General features: G+C 72.5%; 17 protein-coding genes. 7 read left to right on the forward strand and 10 right to left on the reverse strand.

Annotated features, from left to right (window positions below):
- Positions 1 to 75 precede the first annotated feature (75 nt).
- Positions 76 to 1,041: an alpha/beta hydrolase gene (locus tag BLT36_RS06010; protein WP_092092860.1), complete on the forward strand. Its 966-nt coding sequence runs from the start codon at positions 76 to 78 to the stop codon at positions 1,039 to 1,041.
- Positions 1,042 to 1,144: 103 nt separating this feature from the next.
- Positions 1,145 to 2,767 carry an MFS transporter gene (locus tag BLT36_RS06015; RefSeq protein ID WP_092092863.1) on the forward strand — a complete coding sequence of 541 codons (1,623 nt, stop codon included), beginning with the start codon at positions 1,145 to 1,147 and terminating at the stop codon, positions 2,765 to 2,767.
- Here BLT36_RS06015 and BLT36_RS06020 read toward each other — a convergent pair.
- From BLT36_RS06020 to BLT36_RS06040, 5 genes are read right to left on the reverse strand one after another with little or no spacing between them, the layout of a single operon-like run.
- Complete coding sequence (locus tag BLT36_RS06020) at positions 2,742 to 3,065, reverse strand: hypothetical protein (RefSeq protein ID WP_092092866.1); 324 nt, start codon at positions 3,063 to 3,065, stop codon at positions 2,742 to 2,744. The genes BLT36_RS06015 and BLT36_RS06020 overlap by 26 nt on opposite strands.
- A gap of 22 nt (positions 3,066 to 3,087) precedes the next feature.
- Complete coding sequence (locus BLT36_RS06025; RefSeq protein WP_092092868.1) at positions 3,088 to 3,714, reverse strand: response regulator transcription factor; 627 nt, start codon at positions 3,712 to 3,714, stop codon at positions 3,088 to 3,090.
- A complete protein-coding gene (locus tag BLT36_RS06030; protein WP_092092871.1) occupies positions 3,711 to 4,952 on the reverse strand; it encodes a sensor histidine kinase in 1,242 nt (413 codons plus the stop codon). The genes BLT36_RS06025 and BLT36_RS06030 overlap by 4 nt, the downstream gene beginning before the upstream one ends.
- A gap of 23 nt (positions 4,953 to 4,975) precedes the next feature.
- Complete coding sequence (locus BLT36_RS06035) at positions 4,976 to 5,785, reverse strand: ABC transporter permease (protein ID WP_254787362.1); 810 nt, start codon at positions 5,783 to 5,785, stop codon at positions 4,976 to 4,978.
- Positions 5,782 to 6,720: an ABC transporter ATP-binding protein gene (locus tag BLT36_RS06040; RefSeq protein ID WP_092092873.1), complete on the reverse strand. Its 939-nt coding sequence runs from the start codon at positions 6,718 to 6,720 to the stop codon at positions 5,782 to 5,784. Before BLT36_RS06040 ends, BLT36_RS06035 begins: the two co-directional genes overlap by 4 nt.
- Before the next feature lie 173 nt (positions 6,721 to 6,893).
- Here BLT36_RS06040 and BLT36_RS06045 point away from each other — a divergent pair, with 173 nt between their 5' ends.
- Complete coding sequence (locus tag BLT36_RS06045; protein WP_092092876.1) at positions 6,894 to 8,087, forward strand: PP2C family protein-serine/threonine phosphatase; 1,194 nt, start codon at positions 6,894 to 6,896, stop codon at positions 8,085 to 8,087.
- A 70-nt stretch (positions 8,088 to 8,157) separates the two neighbouring features.
- Here the strand turns inward: BLT36_RS06045 and BLT36_RS06050 are convergent, their stop codons facing one another.
- Positions 8,158 to 9,027 (reverse strand): phosphoribosylaminoimidazolesuccinocarboxamide synthase, encoded by an 870-nt coding sequence (locus BLT36_RS06050; RefSeq protein WP_092092879.1) that lies wholly within the window; start codon positions 9,025 to 9,027, stop codon positions 8,158 to 8,160.
- Entirely contained in the window at positions 9,024 to 10,292 is a 1,269-nt protein-coding gene (gene purD, locus BLT36_RS06055) for a phosphoribosylamine--glycine ligase (protein WP_092092882.1), read from the reverse strand. Before purD ends, BLT36_RS06050 begins: the two co-directional genes overlap by 4 nt.
- Before the next feature lie 57 nt (positions 10,293 to 10,349).
- Here purD and BLT36_RS06060 point away from each other — a divergent pair, with 57 nt between their 5' ends.
- Positions 10,350 to 10,712 (forward strand): sterol carrier family protein, encoded by a 363-nt coding sequence (locus tag BLT36_RS06060; protein WP_092094383.1) that lies wholly within the window; start codon positions 10,350 to 10,352, stop codon positions 10,710 to 10,712.
- Between the two features lie 340 nt (positions 10,713 to 11,052).
- Here the strand turns inward: BLT36_RS06060 and BLT36_RS06065 are convergent, their stop codons facing one another.
- A complete protein-coding gene (locus BLT36_RS06065) occupies positions 11,053 to 13,638 on the reverse strand; it encodes a helix-turn-helix transcriptional regulator (protein WP_139166388.1) in 2,586 nt (861 codons plus the stop codon).
- A 109-nt stretch (positions 13,639 to 13,747) separates the two neighbouring features.
- Between BLT36_RS06065 and BLT36_RS06070 the strand changes: the two genes are divergently transcribed.
- The gene (locus BLT36_RS06070; protein WP_092092887.1) at positions 13,748 to 14,161 is read left to right on the forward strand and encodes a hypothetical protein; all 414 of its coding nucleotides are present in this window, start codon (positions 13,748 to 13,750) and stop codon (positions 14,159 to 14,161) included.
- Between the two features lie 84 nt (positions 14,162 to 14,245).
- Here BLT36_RS06070 and purF read toward each other — a convergent pair whose 3' ends face one another.
- A complete protein-coding gene (gene purF, locus BLT36_RS06075; RefSeq protein ID WP_092092890.1) occupies positions 14,246 to 15,703 on the reverse strand; it encodes an amidophosphoribosyltransferase in 1,458 nt (485 codons plus the stop codon).
- A 72-nt stretch (positions 15,704 to 15,775) separates the two neighbouring features.
- On the opposite strand from purF, the gene purM reads away from it, so the two are divergent.
- Positions 15,776 to 16,870 carry a phosphoribosylformylglycinamidine cyclo-ligase gene (purM, locus tag BLT36_RS06080; RefSeq protein ID WP_092092893.1) on the forward strand — a complete coding sequence of 365 codons (1,095 nt, stop codon included), beginning with the start codon at positions 15,776 to 15,778 and terminating at the stop codon, positions 16,868 to 16,870.
- 309 nt (positions 16,871 to 17,179) lie between these two features.
- Here purM and BLT36_RS06085 read toward each other — a convergent pair whose 3' ends face one another.
- Positions 17,180 to 17,401, reverse strand: coding sequence for a DUF3073 domain-containing protein (locus BLT36_RS06085; RefSeq protein ID WP_092092895.1), 222 nt, complete (start codon positions 17,399 to 17,401; stop codon positions 17,180 to 17,182).
- A gap of 158 nt (positions 17,402 to 17,559) precedes the next feature.
- On the opposite strand from BLT36_RS06085, the gene BLT36_RS06090 reads away from it, so the two are divergent.
- On the forward strand, positions 17,560 to 18,693 hold the full coding sequence (locus tag BLT36_RS06090) for an NAD(P)-binding domain-containing protein (RefSeq protein WP_092092898.1): 1,134 nt from the start codon (positions 17,560 to 17,562) through the stop codon (positions 18,691 to 18,693).
- The last annotated feature ends 48 nt before the right edge of the window (positions 18,694 to 18,741 follow it).

An 18,741-nucleotide genomic window follows, 5' to 3' on the forward strand; every position in this document is an offset into this window, starting at 1 on the left:
CGCGACCCGCACGGACCACCACCCGCGCGGCCAGCACCCAGCACCACGCACACACCCGTCCCACGAGGAGGACCCATGCCCACCGGCAACCCGAAGAACGTCGCACTCGAACCCGCCGCCCAGGCCTTCGTCGACGCCACCGCCACCCCACCGTTCCTGTACCAGCTCACCCCGGAGGACGGGCGCACGGCTGTCGACGGCGTGCAGGACGAACCCATCTGGAAGCCCGAGGTCGACGAGGAGTGGATCACCGTCGAGGGCGGCCCCACCGGCAGCGTCCCCGTCCGCATCGTCAAGCCGAAGGGCGCGACCGGCGTCCTGCCCGTCGTGCTGTACACGCACGGTGCCGGCTGGGTCTTCGGCGACGCCCACACCCACGACCGCCTGGTCCGCGACCTCGCCGTCGGCACCGGTGCGGCCGTCGTCTTCCCCGAGTACGACCGTGCCCCGGAGCACCGGTACCCGGTGCAGAACGAGCAGTCCTACGCCGTCGCGCAGTGGGTCGTCCAGCACGGCGCGGAGAAGGACCTCGACGGGTCGCGCCTCGTCGTCGCGGGTGACTCGGTCGGCGGCAACATGGCGACCGTCCTGACGATCATGGCGAAGGAGCGCGGCGACGTGGTCTTCCGCGCGCAGGCGCTGTTCTACCCGGTGACGAACGCCGCGTTCGACACCGCGTCCTACCAGGAGTTCGCCGAGGGCTACTTCCTCGCCCTGGACGGCATGCGGTGGTTCTGGGACCAGTACACGACGAGCGAGGAGGACCGCGCCGAGATCACCGCGTCGCCGCTCCGCGCCACCGAGGAGCAGCTCGCCGGCCTGCCGCAGGCGCTCGTCATCACCGGTGAGGCAGACGTGCTCCGCGACGAGGGTGAGGCGTACGCCGCCAAGCTCCGCCGCGCCGGCGTCCCCGTGACGGCAGCCCGCTACGGTGGCGTCGTGCACGACTTCGTGATGGTGAACTCGCTGCACGACATGCCGCCGGCCAAGGCCGCGGTCGCGCAGGCGGTCGCCTTCCTGTCGGCGGCGCTCGCCGACTGACGCGGAGCGTCCGACCGCGGACGCGACCAGGGCCTGGAGGCGCGGTGCACGCCCGACGCGCACCGCGCCTCCAGGCCCACCACGGTTCCACCCAGGAGGCGACGTGACCACGCAACGCACCACGACGACACCCCGGAGCGGCGCGCTCGCGCCGCTCGCGATCCCGGTCTTCCGGGCGCTCTGGATCGCGGTCCTCGTCAGCAACATCGGCAGCTGGATGCAGACGGTCGGCGCGCAGTGGCTGCTCGTCGACGAGCACGCCGCCCCCGTGGTCGTCGCCCTCGTGCAGACCGCGTCCAGCCTGCCGGTCCTGCTCATCGGGATCCCCGCCGGGGTGGTCGGCGAGTTCGTCGACCGGCGCCGGCTGCTCATCGGCGTGCAGGCGTTCCAGGTCGTCGTCGGCGCCGCGATGACCGTCCTGACCGCCACCGGGTCGATGACCCCGGCGCTCCTCCTCACCGTGACCTTCCTGCTCGGGTCCGCGTCCGCCCTGCAGCTGCCCGCGTACCAGGCGCTCGTGCCGGAGATCGTGCCCCGCGCGGCCATCACCGACGCCGCCGCGCTCAGCTCCGTCGGCGTCAACGTCGCCCGGGCGATCGGCCCCGCACTCGCCGGTGTCGTCATCGCGCAGCTCGGCGTGCCGTTCGTCTTCGCGGCGAACGCGCTGTCGTTCGCGCTCTTCCTCGTCGTCCTCGTGGCGTGGCGGGGCTACCAGCGTCCGGAGACCCGGGCCGAACCGTTCGTCGACGCCACGCGCGCCGGCGTCCGCTACGTCCTGCACGCCGGTGTCGTCCGGCGGCTCCTCGTCCAGCTCGCCGTGTTCATGGTCCCGGCGAACGCGCTCTGGGCACTCCTGCCGCTCGTCGCGAACGGGCCGCTCGGGCTGTCCTCCGGCGGGTACGGGCTGCTCCTCGCCGCGGTCGGTGCCGGCTCCGTCGGGGGCGCCTTCGTGATGCCCGCGATCCGGAGGCGGCTCGGGATCGGCCGAGTGGTCGGACTGACCTCGGTCGTGTTCGGTGCCGCGATGGTGGTCGTCGCGCTCGTGCCCTCGCTGCCGGTGGTCCTCGTCGCGCTGGTCATCGGCGGCGTCGCGTGGATCGGGGTCGTCACCACCCTGAACGGCACCGTGCAGGCGTTCCTCCCCGCCTGGGTCCGGGCGCGCGGCCTCGCCGTGTACCAGCTCGTCCTGTTCGGCAGCACGGCCGTCGGCGCCGCACTCGCCGGCGTCGTCGCGACGCCCCTCGGTGTGGTCGGCGTCCTCGCCGCGGCCGGCGTGCTCACCGCACTGGGCGCCGGACTCCTCCTCGTGTCGGGGTTCCCGGTGCTCACCGACCGGCAGCGTGCCGCGACGCCGATGCCGCTCAGCGACGTGGCGTTCGTCCCCGACGACCACGCTGCGGCGACCGGTGAGACCCTCGTCCTGCTGCACTGGACGGTGCCGGCCGGGTCCGTCGACGAGTTCCGCGCGCGTGCGGCCCGGCTCGGGAAGAGCCGCCGACGGACCGGTGCGCGGGACTGGAACCTCTACCGTGACGCCGCGACCGGCCCGGACGCGTGGGTGGAGGCCTTCCGGGTCGGGTCGTGGCAGGAGCACGTCGACCAGCACGAGGTCCGGCAGACCGGTGACGACGCCCGGATGCTCGAGGCGGTGCGCGAGGTCGCGGGGGAGCCGCGCGTCGAGCACCTGGTGGCCGTCGGGGTCAGCAGCCCGTCGTCGTCAGCGTGACCTTCGCCACCTCGCCGTTCGCCACGGTGGTCTTCTGCGGGCAGAGGTCGGCGGCGCGCACGGTGACCTCGCCGAGGGGCACTCCGGCGAAGTCCGCGGTGCCACCGGGGAACACCCGCTGGTGCTCGGCGAGCTTGCCGGTCGTGGCGGTGAAGACCTTCACCTCGTAGGCGTGGCTCGCCGCGTTCGACGACACCGTGACCGAGACCTGACCGGTGGAGTCGTGGGCACCACAGCCGGCGAGGGTGAGGACCGCGGCGACGCCGACGACGAACACGGGGACGACACGACGCAGCACGTGCCCCAGGGTACGCCGCGGCTCAGGGCGTGCCGAGCAGCCAGCCGTTGTCCGCCGCCACCCGGAGCGCCTCGGTCGCGTTGCGGGCGGCCGTCTTCCCGATCGCCGACGACAGGTGGTTCCGCACCGTGCCCTCGGACAGGTGCAGGGTGCCGGCGACCCCGGCGACGGTCGGCGCGGTGCGGAACGCGATGAGGACGTCGGTCTCGCGCGGGGTGAGCGGGGACGGCCCGGCGGCGAGCGACTCGGCGGCGAGCACGGGGTCGACGACGCGGAAGCCGCCGGCAACCCGTCGGACGGCGTCGGCGAGCTGTTCGGCGGGGGTGTCCTTCACGACGAAGCCGGCGGCGCCGGACTCGAGCGCGCGGCGGAGGTAGCCGGGACGCCCGAAGGTGGTCACGATGAGGGAGCGGCACGACGGCAGGTCGCGCGCGAGGGTCGCGGCTGCGGTGAGGCCGTCGGCGCCCGGCATCTCGACGTCGAGCAGGGCCACGGTGGCGCCGGAGTCCCGGGCGGCGTCGAGCACCTCGTCGCCGCGGGCGACCTGGGCGACGACCTCGATGTCCCGCTCGAGCGAGAGCAGCGACGCCAGCGCGCCGCGCACGAGCGCCTGGTCGTCGGCGAGCAGGACCCGGATCGTCTCGGTCATCGACTGGTCCTCTCGACCCGCAGCCGGAAGCCGCCCAGGTCGCTCGTGCCCGTGGTCAGCGTCGCGCCGACGGCGTCAGAGCGTTCGCGCAGTCCGCGGAGGCCGTTGCCTCCGGTGACGCTGAACGTGCCGTCCGCCCCCGCCGCGCTGCCGGCGGTCGTCCCCGTCCCGTCGTCGTCGACGGTCAGCGCCGTGCGGGTGAGTGTCACACGGACCCGGCTGGCAGCAGCGTGGCGGATCACGTTCGTCACGCCCTCGCGCAGCACCCACGCGAACAGGCTGCGGACGTCGTCACCGGCCGCGGAGCCGTCGGCGGGCAGCGTCGCGTCGACCTCGGCGGCCTCGAGGGCCGCGCGTGCGGAGAGCAGCTCGGCGTCGAGGTCGGCCTCGCGGTAGCCGCTGACCGCTCGGCGGAGCCCCTGCAGCGCCTCGCGGGAGAGCCGCTCGACGTCCTGCATCTCGGCCTTCGCCCGCACCGGGTCGACGTCGACGAGGCGTGCGGCCAGCTCGGACTTCATCGCGACGACGGTGAGCGAGTGCCCGAGCACGTCGTGCAGGTCGCGCGAGAAGCGGGCCCGCTCCTCGACGACGGCGAGCCGGGTGATCTCGTCCTGTGCGACGCCGAGTCGCTGCTCGGCCTCGCGCTGGCGTCCGAAGAACAGCATCGACGCGCCGACGGACACCGTGATGACCGGCGCGAAGAGGATGCCGCTGTTCACCGCGGTGTCCCAGCCGGTGCTCACGGCGACGAGGAACTGCGCGCCGACGATGCCGAGCACGACGACCCCCGCGACCCAGAACCGCTCGGCGACGAAGCCGGAGAGTGCGGCGACGAGCAGCCACGTCCAGACGGCGAGGGGACCGACCACGAAGAGCAGGAGGCCGGCGAGGAGGGCGACCCCGAGCAGCACGACGACGCGGCCACGCATGCTCCGGCGCCACATCGCCTCCGGTGCGAACAGGTACGCCGCGTACACGACGGCGAGCGCGACGGACGACAGGACGTGCGCCCGCAGGCTCCGGCCGTCGTTCCAGACGGCGATCACCTCGAGCACCTGCCAGAGGAGCGCGAACACCGCGCCGGCGTACCAGCGTCGGCGGCCGATCCGGATGTCGTCGTCGTCCGCGCCCGGCGGGACGGCCCACGGGAAGGAGCGCGGGGACGTCCGGGCAGGCCGGGAGGCGCGGGGTGCGTCGGCCGCGTCCCGCGCCTCCGTCGTGCTGGTCGCCTCGGACATCGGTGCCAGCGTAGGGCCGTCGGTCACTGTCGTGCGGCGTCGCGACGGTAGCGCCACACGATCACCGCGGCGAGGAGGAGCGCCCACCCGGTGAGCACCAGCGCCGGTTCGAGCATCCCCGTCGCCCCGGTGGCCCCGGCGCCCATCTGCCCGATGCGGTTCAGCCAGTACGAGGGGAGCAGGTGCGCGACGCTCGCCATCCAGTCCGGCATGATCGACAGCGGGACCCAGAGCCCGCCGAGGATCGCCAGCCCCATGAAGACCACCATGAACAGCGGCTGCGCGAAGGACGGCTTCGCGAACTGCCCGATCAGGATCGCGATGAGGGCGAACGGCACGACCCCGAGCCAGACACCGAACCCCGCCGCGAGCCAGTGCCCCGGGTCGAGCGACGCGTGCAGGCCGACGGTGGCGACGAGCACGACGATGACGATCGACATCCCGGCGAAGGCCATCGCGGCGATCACCTTCGACACCATGAAGCCCCAGCCGGACAGCGGTGTCACCCGGAGCTGGCGGTTCCAGCCGATCGAGCGCTCGTTGACGATCGCGAACGCCTGGCTGAGCGCGGCCATCATCGCGCCGTAGGACGCCATCTGCAGGGTCGTGACGACGAGGTACTGCAGCCGCGTCGTCGGGTCCGTCTGCGTGCCGAAGGCCGAGCCGAACACGAGCAGCATGACGACCGGGACGGCAAAGGTGAACACCATCGCGCGGACGTTCCGGAGCTGCCGCTTCGTCTCGAGGAGGACGTACCGGATCGGCAGCCGGCCGCTGGTCGTGCTGGCGGTGGCCGGACGGGCGGACGTGGTGGCGGCGGTCGCGGCGCTCATGCGCGGGCCCCTTCGTGCTCGGTGGACGGGGTGGAGTCGGGGTCGTCGGCATGGGTGAGCGCGAGGAACGCGTCGTCCATCGTCGAGGCGACGACCTGGATGTCGTGCGCCTCCGGGTGCGCGGCGAGGAGCGCCCTGAGCGTGTCGTCACTGCGGTCGGTGCGGAGCGTGACGGAGTCGTGCCGAGCCTCCAGGCCGACGACGCCCGGCAGGGCGCGCAACGCGACGTGCGCTGCCGCACCGACGCCTGCGAACCGGACGGTCCGTGTCGCGGTGATCGCCTTGATCTCGGCGGGCGTGCCGTCGGCGACGATCCGCCCGGACCGCATGATGACGATCCGGTCCGCGAAGGTGTCGGCCTCGTCGAGGTAGTGCGTCGCGAACACGACCGTGCGTCCGGCGTCCGTGAACTCGCGCATCGACGACCAGAACGTGTGCCGGGCCTCGACATCCATCGCCGCGGTCGGCTCGTCGAGCACCAGCAGGTCCGGGTCCGAGACGACGGCGACCGCGAACCGCGCCCGCTGCAGCTGCCCACCGGACAGCTTGTTCACCCGACGGCCTGCGATCTCGGTGCACCGTGCGCGGCGGAGCGCCTCGTCGACGGGCATCGGACGACGGTGCGCGGCGGCCACGAGGGCGACGGCGTCGCGGACGGTCATGTCCGGCAGCAGCGCGCCGCCCTGCAGCATCGCGCCGACCCGGCCGGCGACGACCGCCGCCCGGGGGTCCTCGCCGAAGAGCAGCGCCTCGCCGGCGGTCGGTGTGGAGAGGCCGAGCGCGAGGTCGACGGTCGTGGTCTTGCCCGCGCCGTTCGGACCGAGGAGGGCGACGACCTCGCCCGGACGGATCGTCAGGTCGACGCCGTCGACCGCGGCCACGGCGCCGAAGCGCTTGCGGAGCCCACGGAGCTGGATGACCGGAGTGTCGTTCATGTCCTCGAGCCTCGCGCCCGGAGACGGCTCGGACCTCTGGCGGACGTCACGATCCGGGGGTGACATCTGTCACGGCGGCGGTGGCCGCACGTGCCCGGGGGTGTGCCCCGGCGGGATCCGCGTCCTCCGTACTGGGGACTGGGACTGTCCGGTCGGCGCGTTAGCGTGGACGCATGCACCTCGACCCCGCCGTCTCCGACCGCCCAGCGGCGGAAGCCGTCCGGCGGGCAGCGCTGCTCGCCGCCCTCGAGGTCGTGGAGAGCGGCCCCGAGGAGCGGTTCGAACGCATCACCCGCATCGCGCGCGAGGCCTTCGGCGTGAGCGGCTCGTTCCTCAACCTCGCCGGCACCGACTCGCTGACGATCAAGTCGCAGCAGTCCGACGCCGTGTTCGGTCCGGTCATCCCCCTGCAGGACACCTTCTGCGGACGGACCCTCGGCGAAGCCGGCCCCGTCGTCGTGCCCGACGCACGTGCCGACGCCCGGTACGCCGACCTGCCGATGGTCCTCGACGACCCCAACGTCCGCTTCTACGCGGGCGTCCCGCTCCGCGTGGGCGACGACGACGTCAAGGTCGGCACGCTCTGCCTCATCGACCCGCAGCCCCGGACCCTCGAACCGGACGACCTCGCGCTGCTGCAGGAGCTCGGGGTCTGGGCGGAGCGCGAACTCGCCGCCGGCGCCGACGAGGACCGCCTCCGCTCGGTGCTCGCGGGCCTCGAGCCGCACGCCGTCGAGCTCCCCGGGTACCGCGTCGGCGGGATGTCCGTCCCGCACGGGGTCGTCTCCGGCGACTTCCACGACTGGCAGGTCGACGGGGATGCCCTGTCGGTCACCGTCGCCGACGTCATGGGCAAGGGCATGTCGGCCGGGCTCCTCGCCGCCACCATCCGCGGAGCGCTGCTCGCCCGCGCCTCCGAGACGCCGGACCGTGCCGTCGCCGCACTCGAGACCCAGGTCGGCCCCGACCTCAGCCGCGCCGAGTCGTTCGCGACGCTCTTCCACGGCCGCCTGACCCCGTCGACCGGGCGGATGGAGTTCACCGACGCCGGCCACGGCCTCGTGCTGCACCTCCGCGCCGACGGCACCGAGGCGATCCTGCGCTCCTACGACCTGCCGATCGGGCTGCACCCGGTCGGCGCCGACCGGGTGACGGGCTCGCTCGTGCTCGAGCCCGGGGACGCCCTGCTGCTCGTGAGCGACGGAGCGCTCGAGCTCTGGGACTCCACGCTCGCGTCGCTGTCCGTGCTCGGGTCGGTGTGGCGCGACCAGCCGGTCATCGAGACGTTCCTGGCGCGGGTGCGGTCGCGTGCGGCCTCGCACGACCCGGGGGACGACCTGACGGTCGTCGTCGTCGCGCGCGACTGACGCGCGCCCGTTCGTCGAGCGGGCACCGTTCGTCGAGCGGGCACCCGTCGTCCCGCTCGGCGCGCGCGGGTCAGGCGCCGAGACGCTCGATGAGCTCGCGGTAGCGCTCCGCCGTCCGGGTGACGATCGCCTCGGGCAGCACCGGCGGCGTTCCCTGCTTGTCCCAGTTCGCACTGAGCCAGTCGCGGACGATCTGCTTGTCGAACGACTCGGTGCGGTTCCCCGACCGGGCGTCCCAGTAGCGGCTGGAGTCGCTCGTCAGGACCTCGTCGCCGATCCGGATCCGGCCGGAGGTGTCACGCCCGAACTCGAACTTCGTGTCCGCGATGACGACCCCGCGCTCGGCCGCGATCGCCGCCGCCTCGGAGTACACCCGCAGCGAGAGGTCCCGCAGCGCCGCTGCCGCCTCGGCTCCGACGAGCGACACCGTCTGCTCGTAGGAGATGTTCTCGTCGTGCTCGCCCTGCGGTGCCTTGTACGCCGGCGTGTAGATCGGCTCGGGCAGGCGGTCGCCGTTCGACAGCCCCTCGGGGAGCGCGACGCCGCAGACGCTGCCGGACTCCTGGTACTCGACCCAGCCGCTGCCGACCAGGTACCCGCGGACGACGCACTCGACCGGGAACATGTCGAGCGGCATCACGTGCATGGACCGCGACGCGACCGACTCCGGCACCGGGGTGCCGCCGGCGGACGGTGCGATGAGATGGTTCGGGACGTCGGCGAGCCGGGTGAACCAGAAGCGCGACAGGCGGGTCAGGAGCTCACCCTTGCCCGGGATCGGCGGCTCGAGCGCGAAGTCGTACGCGCTGACCCGGTCCGACGCGACGAGGAGCAGCTCGGTGGCGCTCCGGACGTCGGGGGTGCCGGTGGGGACGTAGAGCTCGCGGACCTTGCCGGACGAGACGTGCTGCCAGCCGTCGAGCACGGGCGCGGCGCTCATCGGGTGACCTTCGCGGCGATGTCGGTGCGGAACTGCGCGCCCTCGAGCGTGATGTCGCCCAGGCCGGCGTAGGCGCGCGATCGTGCCTCGGCGAAGTCGGCGCCGGTCGCGACGACGCTGAGCACCCGGCCGCCGGTGGCGACGAGCTCGCCGTCGAGGAGACCGGTCGCGGCGTGCGCCACGGACACCCCGTCGCGTGCGTTCGCGGCGTCGATGCCGGTGATGACGCGTCCGGTCTTCGGGTTCTCCGGGTAGCCCTCGCTCGCGAGCACCACGGTCACGGCGGCGTCCGGTCGGAACGCCGGCTCCGGCGCGGACCCGAGCTGCCCGGTCGCCGCGGCGAGCATGAGGCTGCTGAGCGGCGTGGCCAGACGGGGGAGGACGACCTGCGTCTCCGGGTCGCCGAAGCGCGCGTTGAACTCGATGACCCGGACGCCCTGCTCGGTGACGATGAGCCCGCAGTAGAGGAGGCCGACGAACGGGGTCCCCTCGTGCTCGAGGCGCCGGACGGTGGGCAGGGCGACCAGGTCGGTGACCTCGGCGACGAACGCCTGCTCCGACTCCCAGCGGTCGGCGAGCCAGGGCAGCGGCGAGTACGCGCCCATGCCGCCGGTGTTCGGACCGACGTCGCCGTCGCCCAGGCGCTTGTAGTCCTGGGCGGGGCTGAGCGGGCGGACGTCGTGCCCGTCGCTCAGGAAGAACAGGGAGACCTCTTCGCCGTCGAGGAACTCCTCGACCACGACGTGTCCGTGCTGCAGCCAGTAGGTGGCGTGGTCGATCGCGGCCTGGCGGTCCTCGGTGACCAGGACGCCCTTGCCGGCTGCGAGCCCGTCGGCCTTCACCACGTACGGGGCGCCGAGCTCGTCGATCGCGGCGACGGCTTCCTCGACGGTGCCGGCGTAGACCGGGCGGCCCGTCGGGACCTGGGCCTCGGCCATGATCCGCTTCGCGAACGCCTTCGAGCCCTCGAGCTGCGCGGCGGCCTTGCTCGGGCCGAACACCGGGATGCCCCTGGTGCGGACCGGATCGGCGACGCCCGCGATGAGCGGGGCCTCGGGGCCGACGACCACGAGCTCGACGCCGTTCTCGAGCGCGTACTCGGCGACGAGTGCGCCGTTCGTGGGGTCGAGCGACACCGTCTCGACGTCGGCGGCGATGCCGGCGTTGCCGGGTGCCACCGTGATGACGTGACCGGCCTGCTCCGCGAGGAGGGCCGTGATGATGGCGTGCTCGCGGGCACCGGAACCGAGGACGAGGATTCGCACCCGATCACCCTACCCAGCCCGACTCGCCGCACGCGATGCGACGGCTAGCCTGTGGACATGCCACCGAGGAGGATCGAGGACGCGGACGGGCGTGCGGCACTCACCGCCGTGCAGCAGGGCAGCGCGGCGCGTCCGGCCCTGGCGACGGCTGTCCGGTGGTCGCTCCAGCGCCTCGCCGATGACGTGCCGGGCAACAGCGTCGAGGTACGGGTGCCACCGTTCGCGGCGGTCCAGGCCGTGCCCGGCCCGCGGCACACCCGCGGGACGCCGCCGAACGTCGTCGAGACGGACGCGACGACGTGGCTGGCGCTCGCCACCGGCGCGCTGACCTGGGATGAAGCGGTTGCGCAGTCGCGCGTCAGCGCCTCCGGATCGCGTGCCGACCTGACGGCGTTCCTGCCGGTCCGACTGGACGTCTGACGCGACGCACGTCGACGACGCGAGCGCGGTCCGAGCCGACCTGGCATGCGGACGGGAGGCGCGGTGCGGGCCCGCCACGGGCCTCCAGGACCCGACCACACGCGTTGCTTAGATCCGCTACGCGAATTAGGTAACGCCTACTGATGTGACGTCGGCGACCGCTCGCCTACCGTAGAAGTCGCCGGGATTCGGACCCGACCCGAACGGGTCCGAACCCGGCGACAGGGACCAAGGTACGCGACATTCGTCACACCGTGTCAACCGGTGCGGCGAGTCGTGCTGCATTCCGCAACGAACCTGCGTGATGCGGCCCGGTCCCGGCGTGCGTGGAGCCCGGCGATCAGAGCAGCTCGCTGAGCTCCGTGCGTGCGTGCAGGTCCCACTTCGTGAAGACGCGCGACATGTGTGCGTCGATCGTCCGCACGCTCAGTCCGAGCGTCTCGGCGATCCGCCGGTTGCTGAGGCCCTGCGCCGCCAGGCTCGCGACCTCGTACTCGCGGTTCGTGAGCGGCGTCTTCGTACGCCCGGCAGTCACCGCCATGCCGTGCGTGGCGAGGACGCCCTGCGCCGCGATGATCCGGGTGCGGTCGTCGGCACGGAGCGCGTCCGCGTACTCGACGATCGCAGCGGCGAGCGGTCCGTCCACCTTCGCCGCGGCCGCCCGCATCCGCTCGAGCGAGGCGGCGCTGTCGCGCCCGTGGACCATGTCGTTCGTGTAGTGCAGCGTCTGTGCGTACATGACGTGCGTCCAGGAGCCGTTCGCGGTGCTGCGCTCGATGATCTCGTCGGCGTGCCGGAGCCCCGCCGGGTTGCCGAGCACGGTCTCGGTCCACGCGATCGTCACGGCGACCTGCTCGCCGGTGATCCGCATCGCCCGGAGCGGCGTGGAGCGGGCGCGTTCGAGCGCCGCGGTCGCCTCTTCCGTGCGGCCCGCGTACGCGTAGGACATCGCGAGCCGCGCCCAGGGGTAGGCCGCGAAGCCGCCGTGGTCGGCGACGTCGTAGCGCTCGCAAGCGGCCGAGAACGCGGCGATCGCGTCGTCCCAGCGGCGTCGGGCGATGGCGAGGTTGCCGTCGCCGATGAGCTCGAGCGTGAAGTCGTACTTCAGGTACGGGCTGGACCGACGGACCGGCACCTCGGTGATCAGGTCGGCGATGTCGCCGCGCCAGACCTGCACCTGGTGCAGGACGGAGACGACCTCGCCGACGCTCCACGGGGCGTCCTCCAGGTGTTCGATCGCCGTCGCGAGGCAGGCCCGGCCGAAGGCGGCGGCCTCGTCGAGCCGTCCCGCGGTGGCGAGCGCCATCACGGCACAGGGTGCCAGGCAGAGGAAGGAGAAGGGGACGGTGGCGGCGTGCACGATCCCGGACCGGTCGAGTTCGGCGCGGACCTCGTCGAAACGACCACCCCACCCGATGTGCGCGAGCCGGAGGAGCCGCAGCCGCTCGGCGCCGTCGGGCGTCACGAACCGTGCGGCGACGTCCGTCAGGGCCACCGCCGCCCCGGGGTCGTCGTCGTGGAACTGGCGGATGTTCGCCAGGGTCTCGCACGCCTCGATCACGGCGTGGTCGTCGACCTCGTCGGGAGCCGCGCGGACCACGGCCCAGGCGGCCTCGGCGTCGGAGCGGCCGGCCTCGCGCCCGCTGCTGTAGGAGTGGGCGAGGGACCGGAGGCAGTGTGCGGCGACGCGTTCGGCGGGGCTGAGCGTGGTGCGGAGTGCGGCGGAGGCGAGGGCGATACCGCTCTCGTGCTCCTGCAGCCGGACGGCGACCTGGCTGGCGTCGAGGAGCTGGTCGACCGGGGGGAGCACCCCGCACTCGAGCGACCACAGCGCCGCCCGGAGCCGCGCTGCGGGCGAGGAGCCCTCGGGGCGATCGGTGCGGAAGGCGTTGGCGCGGGCGAACAGGGCCGTGCGTCGGGCGACCGGGACGAGCGCTCGGACGACCTCGCCGACGAGCGGGTGCGACGGCCGGACGACCGCGGTGCCGTCCTCGAGCGTCTCGACGCGGACGAGCCCGAGTGCCACCACCCGATCGACGTCCCCGCCGGTGACGAGTCCGAGCAGCCGGGCGAGGGGGATCGGGTCGGCGAGGGCGACGATGTCGACGACGTCGCGGAGGTCCTCCGGCAGCGTGCCGAGCTCGGTGCGGTACATGTCGGCGAGGCTGTTCGACGCGGTGACCCGCCCCCGCCAGTACCACCCGGACGAGGTCTGTTCGAGGGCGCCCGAGGCGAGTGCTGCCCGCACGACCTCGCGGACGTAGAGCGGGTTGCCGGCCGTCGCCCGGTGCACCCGCTCGGCAGAGGCGGTCTCGAGCTGGGCCCCGAGCGCCTCGGCGATGAGCGACGAGGTCTCGTGCAGGTCGAGCGGCTCGAGGTCGATGCGCTCCAGCAGGTCGTCCTGCCAGAGCGCGCGGAGGGGTTCGGACAGGGCCGCGAAGTCGCGGCAGGTGAGCACCAGCCGTGCGCCCTGCTCGCGCACGAGCCAGGCGACGTAGCGGGCCGAGATCGCGTCGAGGTGGTCGGCGTCGTCCACGCGCAGCAGCACGTCGCGGTCGGCGAGGTCCTCGATGGCCTGGAGCCGCTGTTCGGCGCTGCCGCCGTGCACGAGGTCCGTCAGCGAGGTGGGCAGCTCGCCGAACCGCTCCGAGACGGCACCGAACGGCATCGACCGGCTCGCGGCCACGGCGGTGATCGGCACCACGACGGTGCGTCCCGTGGGGTCCCGACCGGCGACGCGGTCGGTGACCCGTGCGGCCGACGAGCTCTTGCCGAGCCCGGGAGCACCGACGAGTGCGACGCTCCACCGGTGCTCGGCCACGACGGAGACGGCGCGGTCCTCTTCGCGACGCTGGAGGATCGGCCACGCGACGCGGGCGGGCACGCGGGGCGCTCGGCCCCGTCCGGGAGCCATCCGTTCGCGCATCCGCCTCACCTCCTCTGCGTGGGATACCGGTCGGTCTGGAACCATCCTCTCCCGGAACGAGCCGACCGGACAGGCCGGAGCACGTCCCACAGTGGGGGACAATGGAGACGTGAGCGACACCGATCGACCCGACGAACGACCGGCCCCGGCGCCGAACGCCGTCTCCTCCTCCGACGAGGTCACGATCCGTCGTGCCCCGAAGTTCGGCGTGTTCATCGTGGGCGGCGCGGTCCTCGGCTTCGTCGCGACGCTCATCGTGGTGTCGCTGACCATGAACATCGACCGCGGCGACCAGCAGGAGACCTCGAGCTTCGGCAGCCTGGTGGGGTACTTCAGCCTGTGGGGCGTCACCATCGGCGCCTTCATCGGCGCCGTCGTCGCGGTCGTCCTCGACCGTGTGTTCTCCCGTCGTTCGGCCCGCCTCACCGCGGAGCGCGTCGAGGTCGAACTGCCCCCGGAGACGGTGGACGGCGAGATCGAGGACCACGGCGACGCTCCGGAACGCGGCGACCAGACGCGGTAGACGCGACCCCGTGAACGCCGGGAGGCGCGGTGCCAGCTGGCACCGCGCCTCCCGTCCGTGGTCCGTCGCGTTCGCGACCCCCGCTCAGCTGAGCTGGTTGGCCTCGACCCAGGACAGGTACTCCGGGCTGACGGTGCCCGTCACGTACTCGCCCGTGAAGCAGCTCATCTCGAGGTCCGTGACGTCGGAGCCCTCGATGATCGCATCGCGCATGTCGCCGATCTCCTGGTAGATCAGGTGGTCGCTGCCGAGCACCTTGTTGATCTCCGGGATCTTCCGGTCGTGCGCGATCAGTTCGGCGCGGGTCGGCATGTTGATGCCGTACACGTGCGGGTACCGGACAGGGGGAGCGGCACTCGTGAACGTGACCTCGTTCGCCCCGGCGGCGCGGGCCATCTCGACGATCTCCTTGCTGGTCGTGCCCCGCACGATCGAGTCGTCGACGATGAGGATGTTCTTGCCCTTGAACTCGGACGACATCGCGTTGAGCTTCTGACGGACGGACCGCTTCCGCTCCGCCTGCCCCGGCATGATGAACGTCCGGCCCACGTACCGGTTCTTGTAGAAGCCCTCGCGGTACTCGATGCCGAGCTTCTGCGCGACCTGCATCGCTGCGGGACGGCTGGAGTCCGGGATCGGCATGACCACGTCGATGTCGCCCGTCGGCGCGTACTGCGCGATGGTGTCGGCGAGACGGTTGCCGAGGCGGAGTCGGGCGTCGTACACCGAGATCCCGTTCATCACGGAGTCGGGACGGGCCAGGTAGACGTACTCGAACGAGCACGGCACGAGGCGCGGGTTCCGCGCGCACTGGCGGGCGTGCATCGTGCCGTCCATCTCGATGAACACGGCCTCGCCCGGGGCGACGTCGCGCACGATCTCGTAGCCGCCGGACTCGAGCACCAGGGACTCGGACGCCACGACCCACTCGGACTTGCCGGCGTCGTCGAACTTGTGCCCGAGGATGAGCGGCCGGATGCCGAACGGGTCGCGGAACGCCAGCAGACCGTGACCGGCGATGGTCGCGATCGCGGCGTACGACCCCTCGACCCGCTCGTGCACGCGCTCGACCGCGTCGAACACCTGCCCCGGGTCGAGGTCCTTGCCGCGCACCTGCCCCTGGAGCTCGTGCGCGAGCACGTTCACCAGCAGCTCGGTGTCGGAGCTCGTGTTGAGGTGCCGACGGTCGATGTCGAACAGCTCACGGGTGAGCTCCCGCGTGTTCGTCAGGTTGCCGTTGTGCACCAGGACGATGCCGTACGGCGCGTTCACGTAGAACGGCTGGGCCTCTTCCTCGTTGCTCGCCGCGCCCTTCGTGGCGTACCGGACGTGGCCGAGGCCCATCGTGCCGAGGAGGGCACGCATGTCACGGGTCCGGAAGGACTCCCGCACGTGACCGCGGGTCTTGTGCATGTGGTGGATGTGACCCTCGACCGTGGCGATGCCCGTCGAGTCCTGTCCCCGGTGTTGCAGGAGGAGCAGAGCGTCGTAGATGGATTGGTTTGCAGGCCCCTGCGCAACGAGGCCGACGATGCCGCACATTCGCGGAGTGCTCCAGACCGTAGAATCGGGTGGTACCGAACAAGTCTGCCATGCCCAAGCGGAGGACTACGCATGCCCAACCCGTACGCAGAGGCCGGCGTGGACACCGCTGCCGGTGACCTCGCAGTCGAGCTCATGAAGTCCGCCGTGTCGGCGACGCACAACACGTCCGTGCTGGGGGGTGTGGGCGGATTCGCCGGACTCTACGACGTCTCGTTCCTGAAGGACTTCGAACGACCGCTGCTCGCCACCTCGACCGACGGCGTCGGCACGAAGGTCGCCATCGCGCAGGCGATCGACAAGCACGACACCATCGGCCAGGACCTCGTCGGCATGGTCGTCGACGACATCGTGGTGGTCGGCGCCACCCCGCTCTTCATGACGGACTACATCGCCTGCGGCCGCGTCGTGCCCGGGCGGATCGCGGACATCGTCGCCGGCATCGCCCGCGGCTGCGCCGAGACCGGCACCGCGCTGGTCGGCGGCGAGACGGCGGAGCACCCCGGCCTCCTCGGCCCGGACGACTACGACGTCGCCGGTGCCGCGGTCGGTGCGGTCGAGGCCGGCTCGCAGCTCGGCGCGCACCTCGTGCAGGACGGTGACGTCGTCCTGGCGATCGCGTCCTCCGGGCTGCACTCGAACGGGTACTCCCTCGTCCGGCACATCCTGTCGTCGCGCGGCGTGGGCTACACGGACACGCTCCCGGAGCTCGGCGGCCTGGTGGGCGAGGCCCTGCTCGAGCCCACCCGCCTCTACACGGCACCGCTGCTGTCCGTGATCGCCGCGCACCCGGGTGCCGTGCACTCGCTGTCGCACGTCACCGGCGGGGGCATCGCGGCGAACCTCGCCCGCGTCCTGCCCGTCGGTTCCTGGGTCGAGGTCGACCGCGCCACGTGGGAGCCCCTGCCCGTGTTCCGGGTGCTCGCCGACATGGCCGGCACCCCGATCGAGGACACCGAGGGCACGTGGAACCTCGGCATCGGCATGTTCGCCGTCGTCTCGGCCGCCGCTGCGTCGGACGTCGTCGCGTCGCTCGGGGCCGCTGGGCTCGCATCGTGGTCCGTCGGGACGATCTCGACCGGCGCGCGCGACCTCACCGGGTTCGAGCAGGGTGCGAAGGGCGTCGACGGCGGTGCCGTGCGGCTCGTGGGGAGCTACGCGGGCTGAGGCGCACGCTCGGGCTCGCGCTCGTCCCGGGTGTGCGCCTGGCCTGGGTTCCGACGTGGAACGACGAGGTCGATGTCGTACGACATCGACCTCGTCGTTCGTTGCACACGCTGGTCGTTGCGGTCGCGGGAGGACGACAGAACCGATGTCGTGCGACACCGACGATGTCGTTCCGCGTCGGCCGCCAACACCTGCGCATACGAACTGCGCACACGCGAAGACCGCAAGGGCGCTCACGCACAGACGCCGCGCTCCCGAGGGGATGCGCGGCGTCGACGCTGAGCCGTGGTGCTGAGCCGAGGGTGCAGGTCAGGCGGACTTGTTCTGGTCCTGTTGGGTCTCGAGCTCGTCGCCCTCGCCGTACTGGTCATCACCGTATTGGTCTGCCCAGCGGTCGACGTAGGAGTTCTCGTCCGAGTGCTGCCCGGCGGAGAGCTCGCGTTCGAGCGCACCGTAGTTCGTCTCCGGGCTGAAGTACTTCAGCTCCCGGGCGACCTTGGTGTGCTTTGCCTTCTGACGGCCGCGCCCCATGCGTGACCCCCTCGTGATCGGCTCTGGTCCGGTCCTGGCGGGAGAGGAGTCACCCGGGGGATCCGAACGGTTTCGTGGTTGAAATCTGCCGATCACTCTACCATGTACCCCGATCTGGACGTCGCCGCGACGGTCCCGCGCACAGCAGAATCGAAGTGATGACAGACGACGCCCCGCCCCCGGCCGAACAGCACGCCCAGGTCGTGGTGATCGGCGCGGGACAGGCCGGTCTCTCCGTGGGATACCACCTGCGCCGACTGGGCCTCGAGCCCGGCAGCGACTTGCTGCTCCTGGACCGGGCCCCGAGCACCGGCGGAGCGTGGCAGTTCCGCTGGGAGGCGCTCCGCCTCGGCGCGGCGCACCGGGTGCACGACCTGCCCGGGATGAACGCGATGGGGCTCCGGTTCGACGACGCCGATCGCGCCCGGCCCGCCCGTGACGTCGTCGGCGAGTACTACCGGCGGTTCGAGCAGCACTACGACCTGCGGGTCCGACGACCGGTCGCGGTGTCGTCCGTTTCCCGCATCGACGAGCACGCGGCTCCCGGCGCGTCGGCGCTCTGCGTCGCCACGCGCTCGGGCGACGGGCGTCCGAGCCGGATCAGCGCAGAGGTGGTGGTGAACGCCTCGGGCACCTGGGGGACGCCGTTCGTCCCGTGGTACCCCGGCCGTGACGTGTTCCGGGGGCGGCAGGTCGACACGACGGAGTACCGCAGCGCAGCGGAGTTCGCCGGGCAGGACGTCGTCGTGGTCGGCGGGGGGACGAGCGCGATCGGGTTCCTGCTCGAGTTGGACGGTGTCGCCGCACGCACCCGGTGGTTCACACGGCGCCCGGTGGTCTGGTCGGACTCGTCGGCGCTCGACGTGGAGTCCGCGGTGGCCGCCGTCGACGAACAGGACCGGGCTGCCCGGGCGGGGGAGACCCTGCCGAGCATCGTCAGCGGTACAGGCGTCCCGGTGTCGCGGCGGATCCGGGCCGGCATTGACCGCGGCGTGCTCCGGGAGTCCCCGATGTTCGCGCGCCTCGACGAGACCGGCGTGGTGACGGCCGAGGGAGAGCACGTGCACGCGGACGCCGTGGTGTGGGCGACGGGCTTCCGAGCCGACCTCCGGCACCTCGCGCCGCTGCACCTCCGCACCTCGGCCGGCGGGATCGTGGTGGAGGACGGACGATCGGTGGACGAACCGCGACTGTTCCTCGCCGGGTACGGGCCGCAGGCGTCCACGATCGGCGCGAACCGTGCCGGGCGTCGGATCGCGCGTCAGGTCACGGACGTGCTCGCGGGCCGCTGACCTCGCACCGAACGAGGCGCGGGCCCTGCATCCGACGCGTGGGCAGGC

The organism is Curtobacterium sp. UNCCL20 (assembly GCF_900101675.1).
Taxonomy (GTDB): Bacteria; Actinomycetota; Actinomycetes; order Actinomycetales; family Microbacteriaceae; genus Curtobacterium.

Coding starts and splice junctions, on each gene's coding strand:
- BLT36_RS06085 (WP_092092895.1), bottom strand. CDS start 17,401: ATGGGGCGCGGCCGTCAGAAGGCAAAGCACACCAAGGTCGCCCGGGAG.
- purM (WP_092092893.1), top strand. CDS start 15,776: ATGCCCAACCCGTACGCAGAGGCCGGCGTGGACACCGCTGCCGGTGAC.
- BLT36_RS06025 (WP_092092868.1), bottom strand. CDS start 3,714: ATGACCGAGACGATCCGGGTCCTGCTCGCCGACGACCAGGCGCTCGTG.
- BLT36_RS06090 (WP_092092898.1), top strand. CDS start 17,560: ATGACAGACGACGCCCCGCCCCCGGCCGAACAGCACGCCCAGGTCGTG.
- BLT36_RS06060 (WP_092094383.1), top strand. CDS start 10,350: ATGCCACCGAGGAGGATCGAGGACGCGGACGGGCGTGCGGCACTCACC.
- purF (WP_092092890.1), bottom strand. CDS start 15,703: ATGTGCGGCATCGTCGGCCTCGTTGCGCAGGGGCCTGCAAACCAATCC.
- BLT36_RS06010 (WP_092092860.1), top strand. CDS start 76: ATGCCCACCGGCAACCCGAAGAACGTCGCACTCGAACCCGCCGCCCAG.
- BLT36_RS06045 (WP_092092876.1), top strand. CDS start 6,894: ATGCACCTCGACCCCGCCGTCTCCGACCGCCCAGCGGCGGAAGCCGTC.
- BLT36_RS06030 (WP_092092871.1), bottom strand. CDS start 4,952: ATGTCCGAGGCGACCAGCACGACGGAGGCGCGGGACGCGGCCGACGCA.
- BLT36_RS06035 (WP_254787362.1), bottom strand. CDS start 5,785: ATGAGCGCCGCGACCGCCGCCACCACGTCCGCCCGTCCGGCCACCGCC.
- BLT36_RS06040 (WP_092092873.1), bottom strand. CDS start 6,720: ATGAACGACACTCCGGTCATCCAGCTCCGTGGGCTCCGCAAGCGCTTC.
- BLT36_RS06065 (WP_139166388.1), bottom strand. CDS start 13,638: ATGCGCGAACGGATGGCTCCCGGACGGGGCCGAGCGCCCCGCGTGCCC.
- BLT36_RS06050 (WP_092092879.1), bottom strand. CDS start 9,027: ATGAGCGCCGCGCCCGTGCTCGACGGCTGGCAGCACGTCTCGTCCGGC.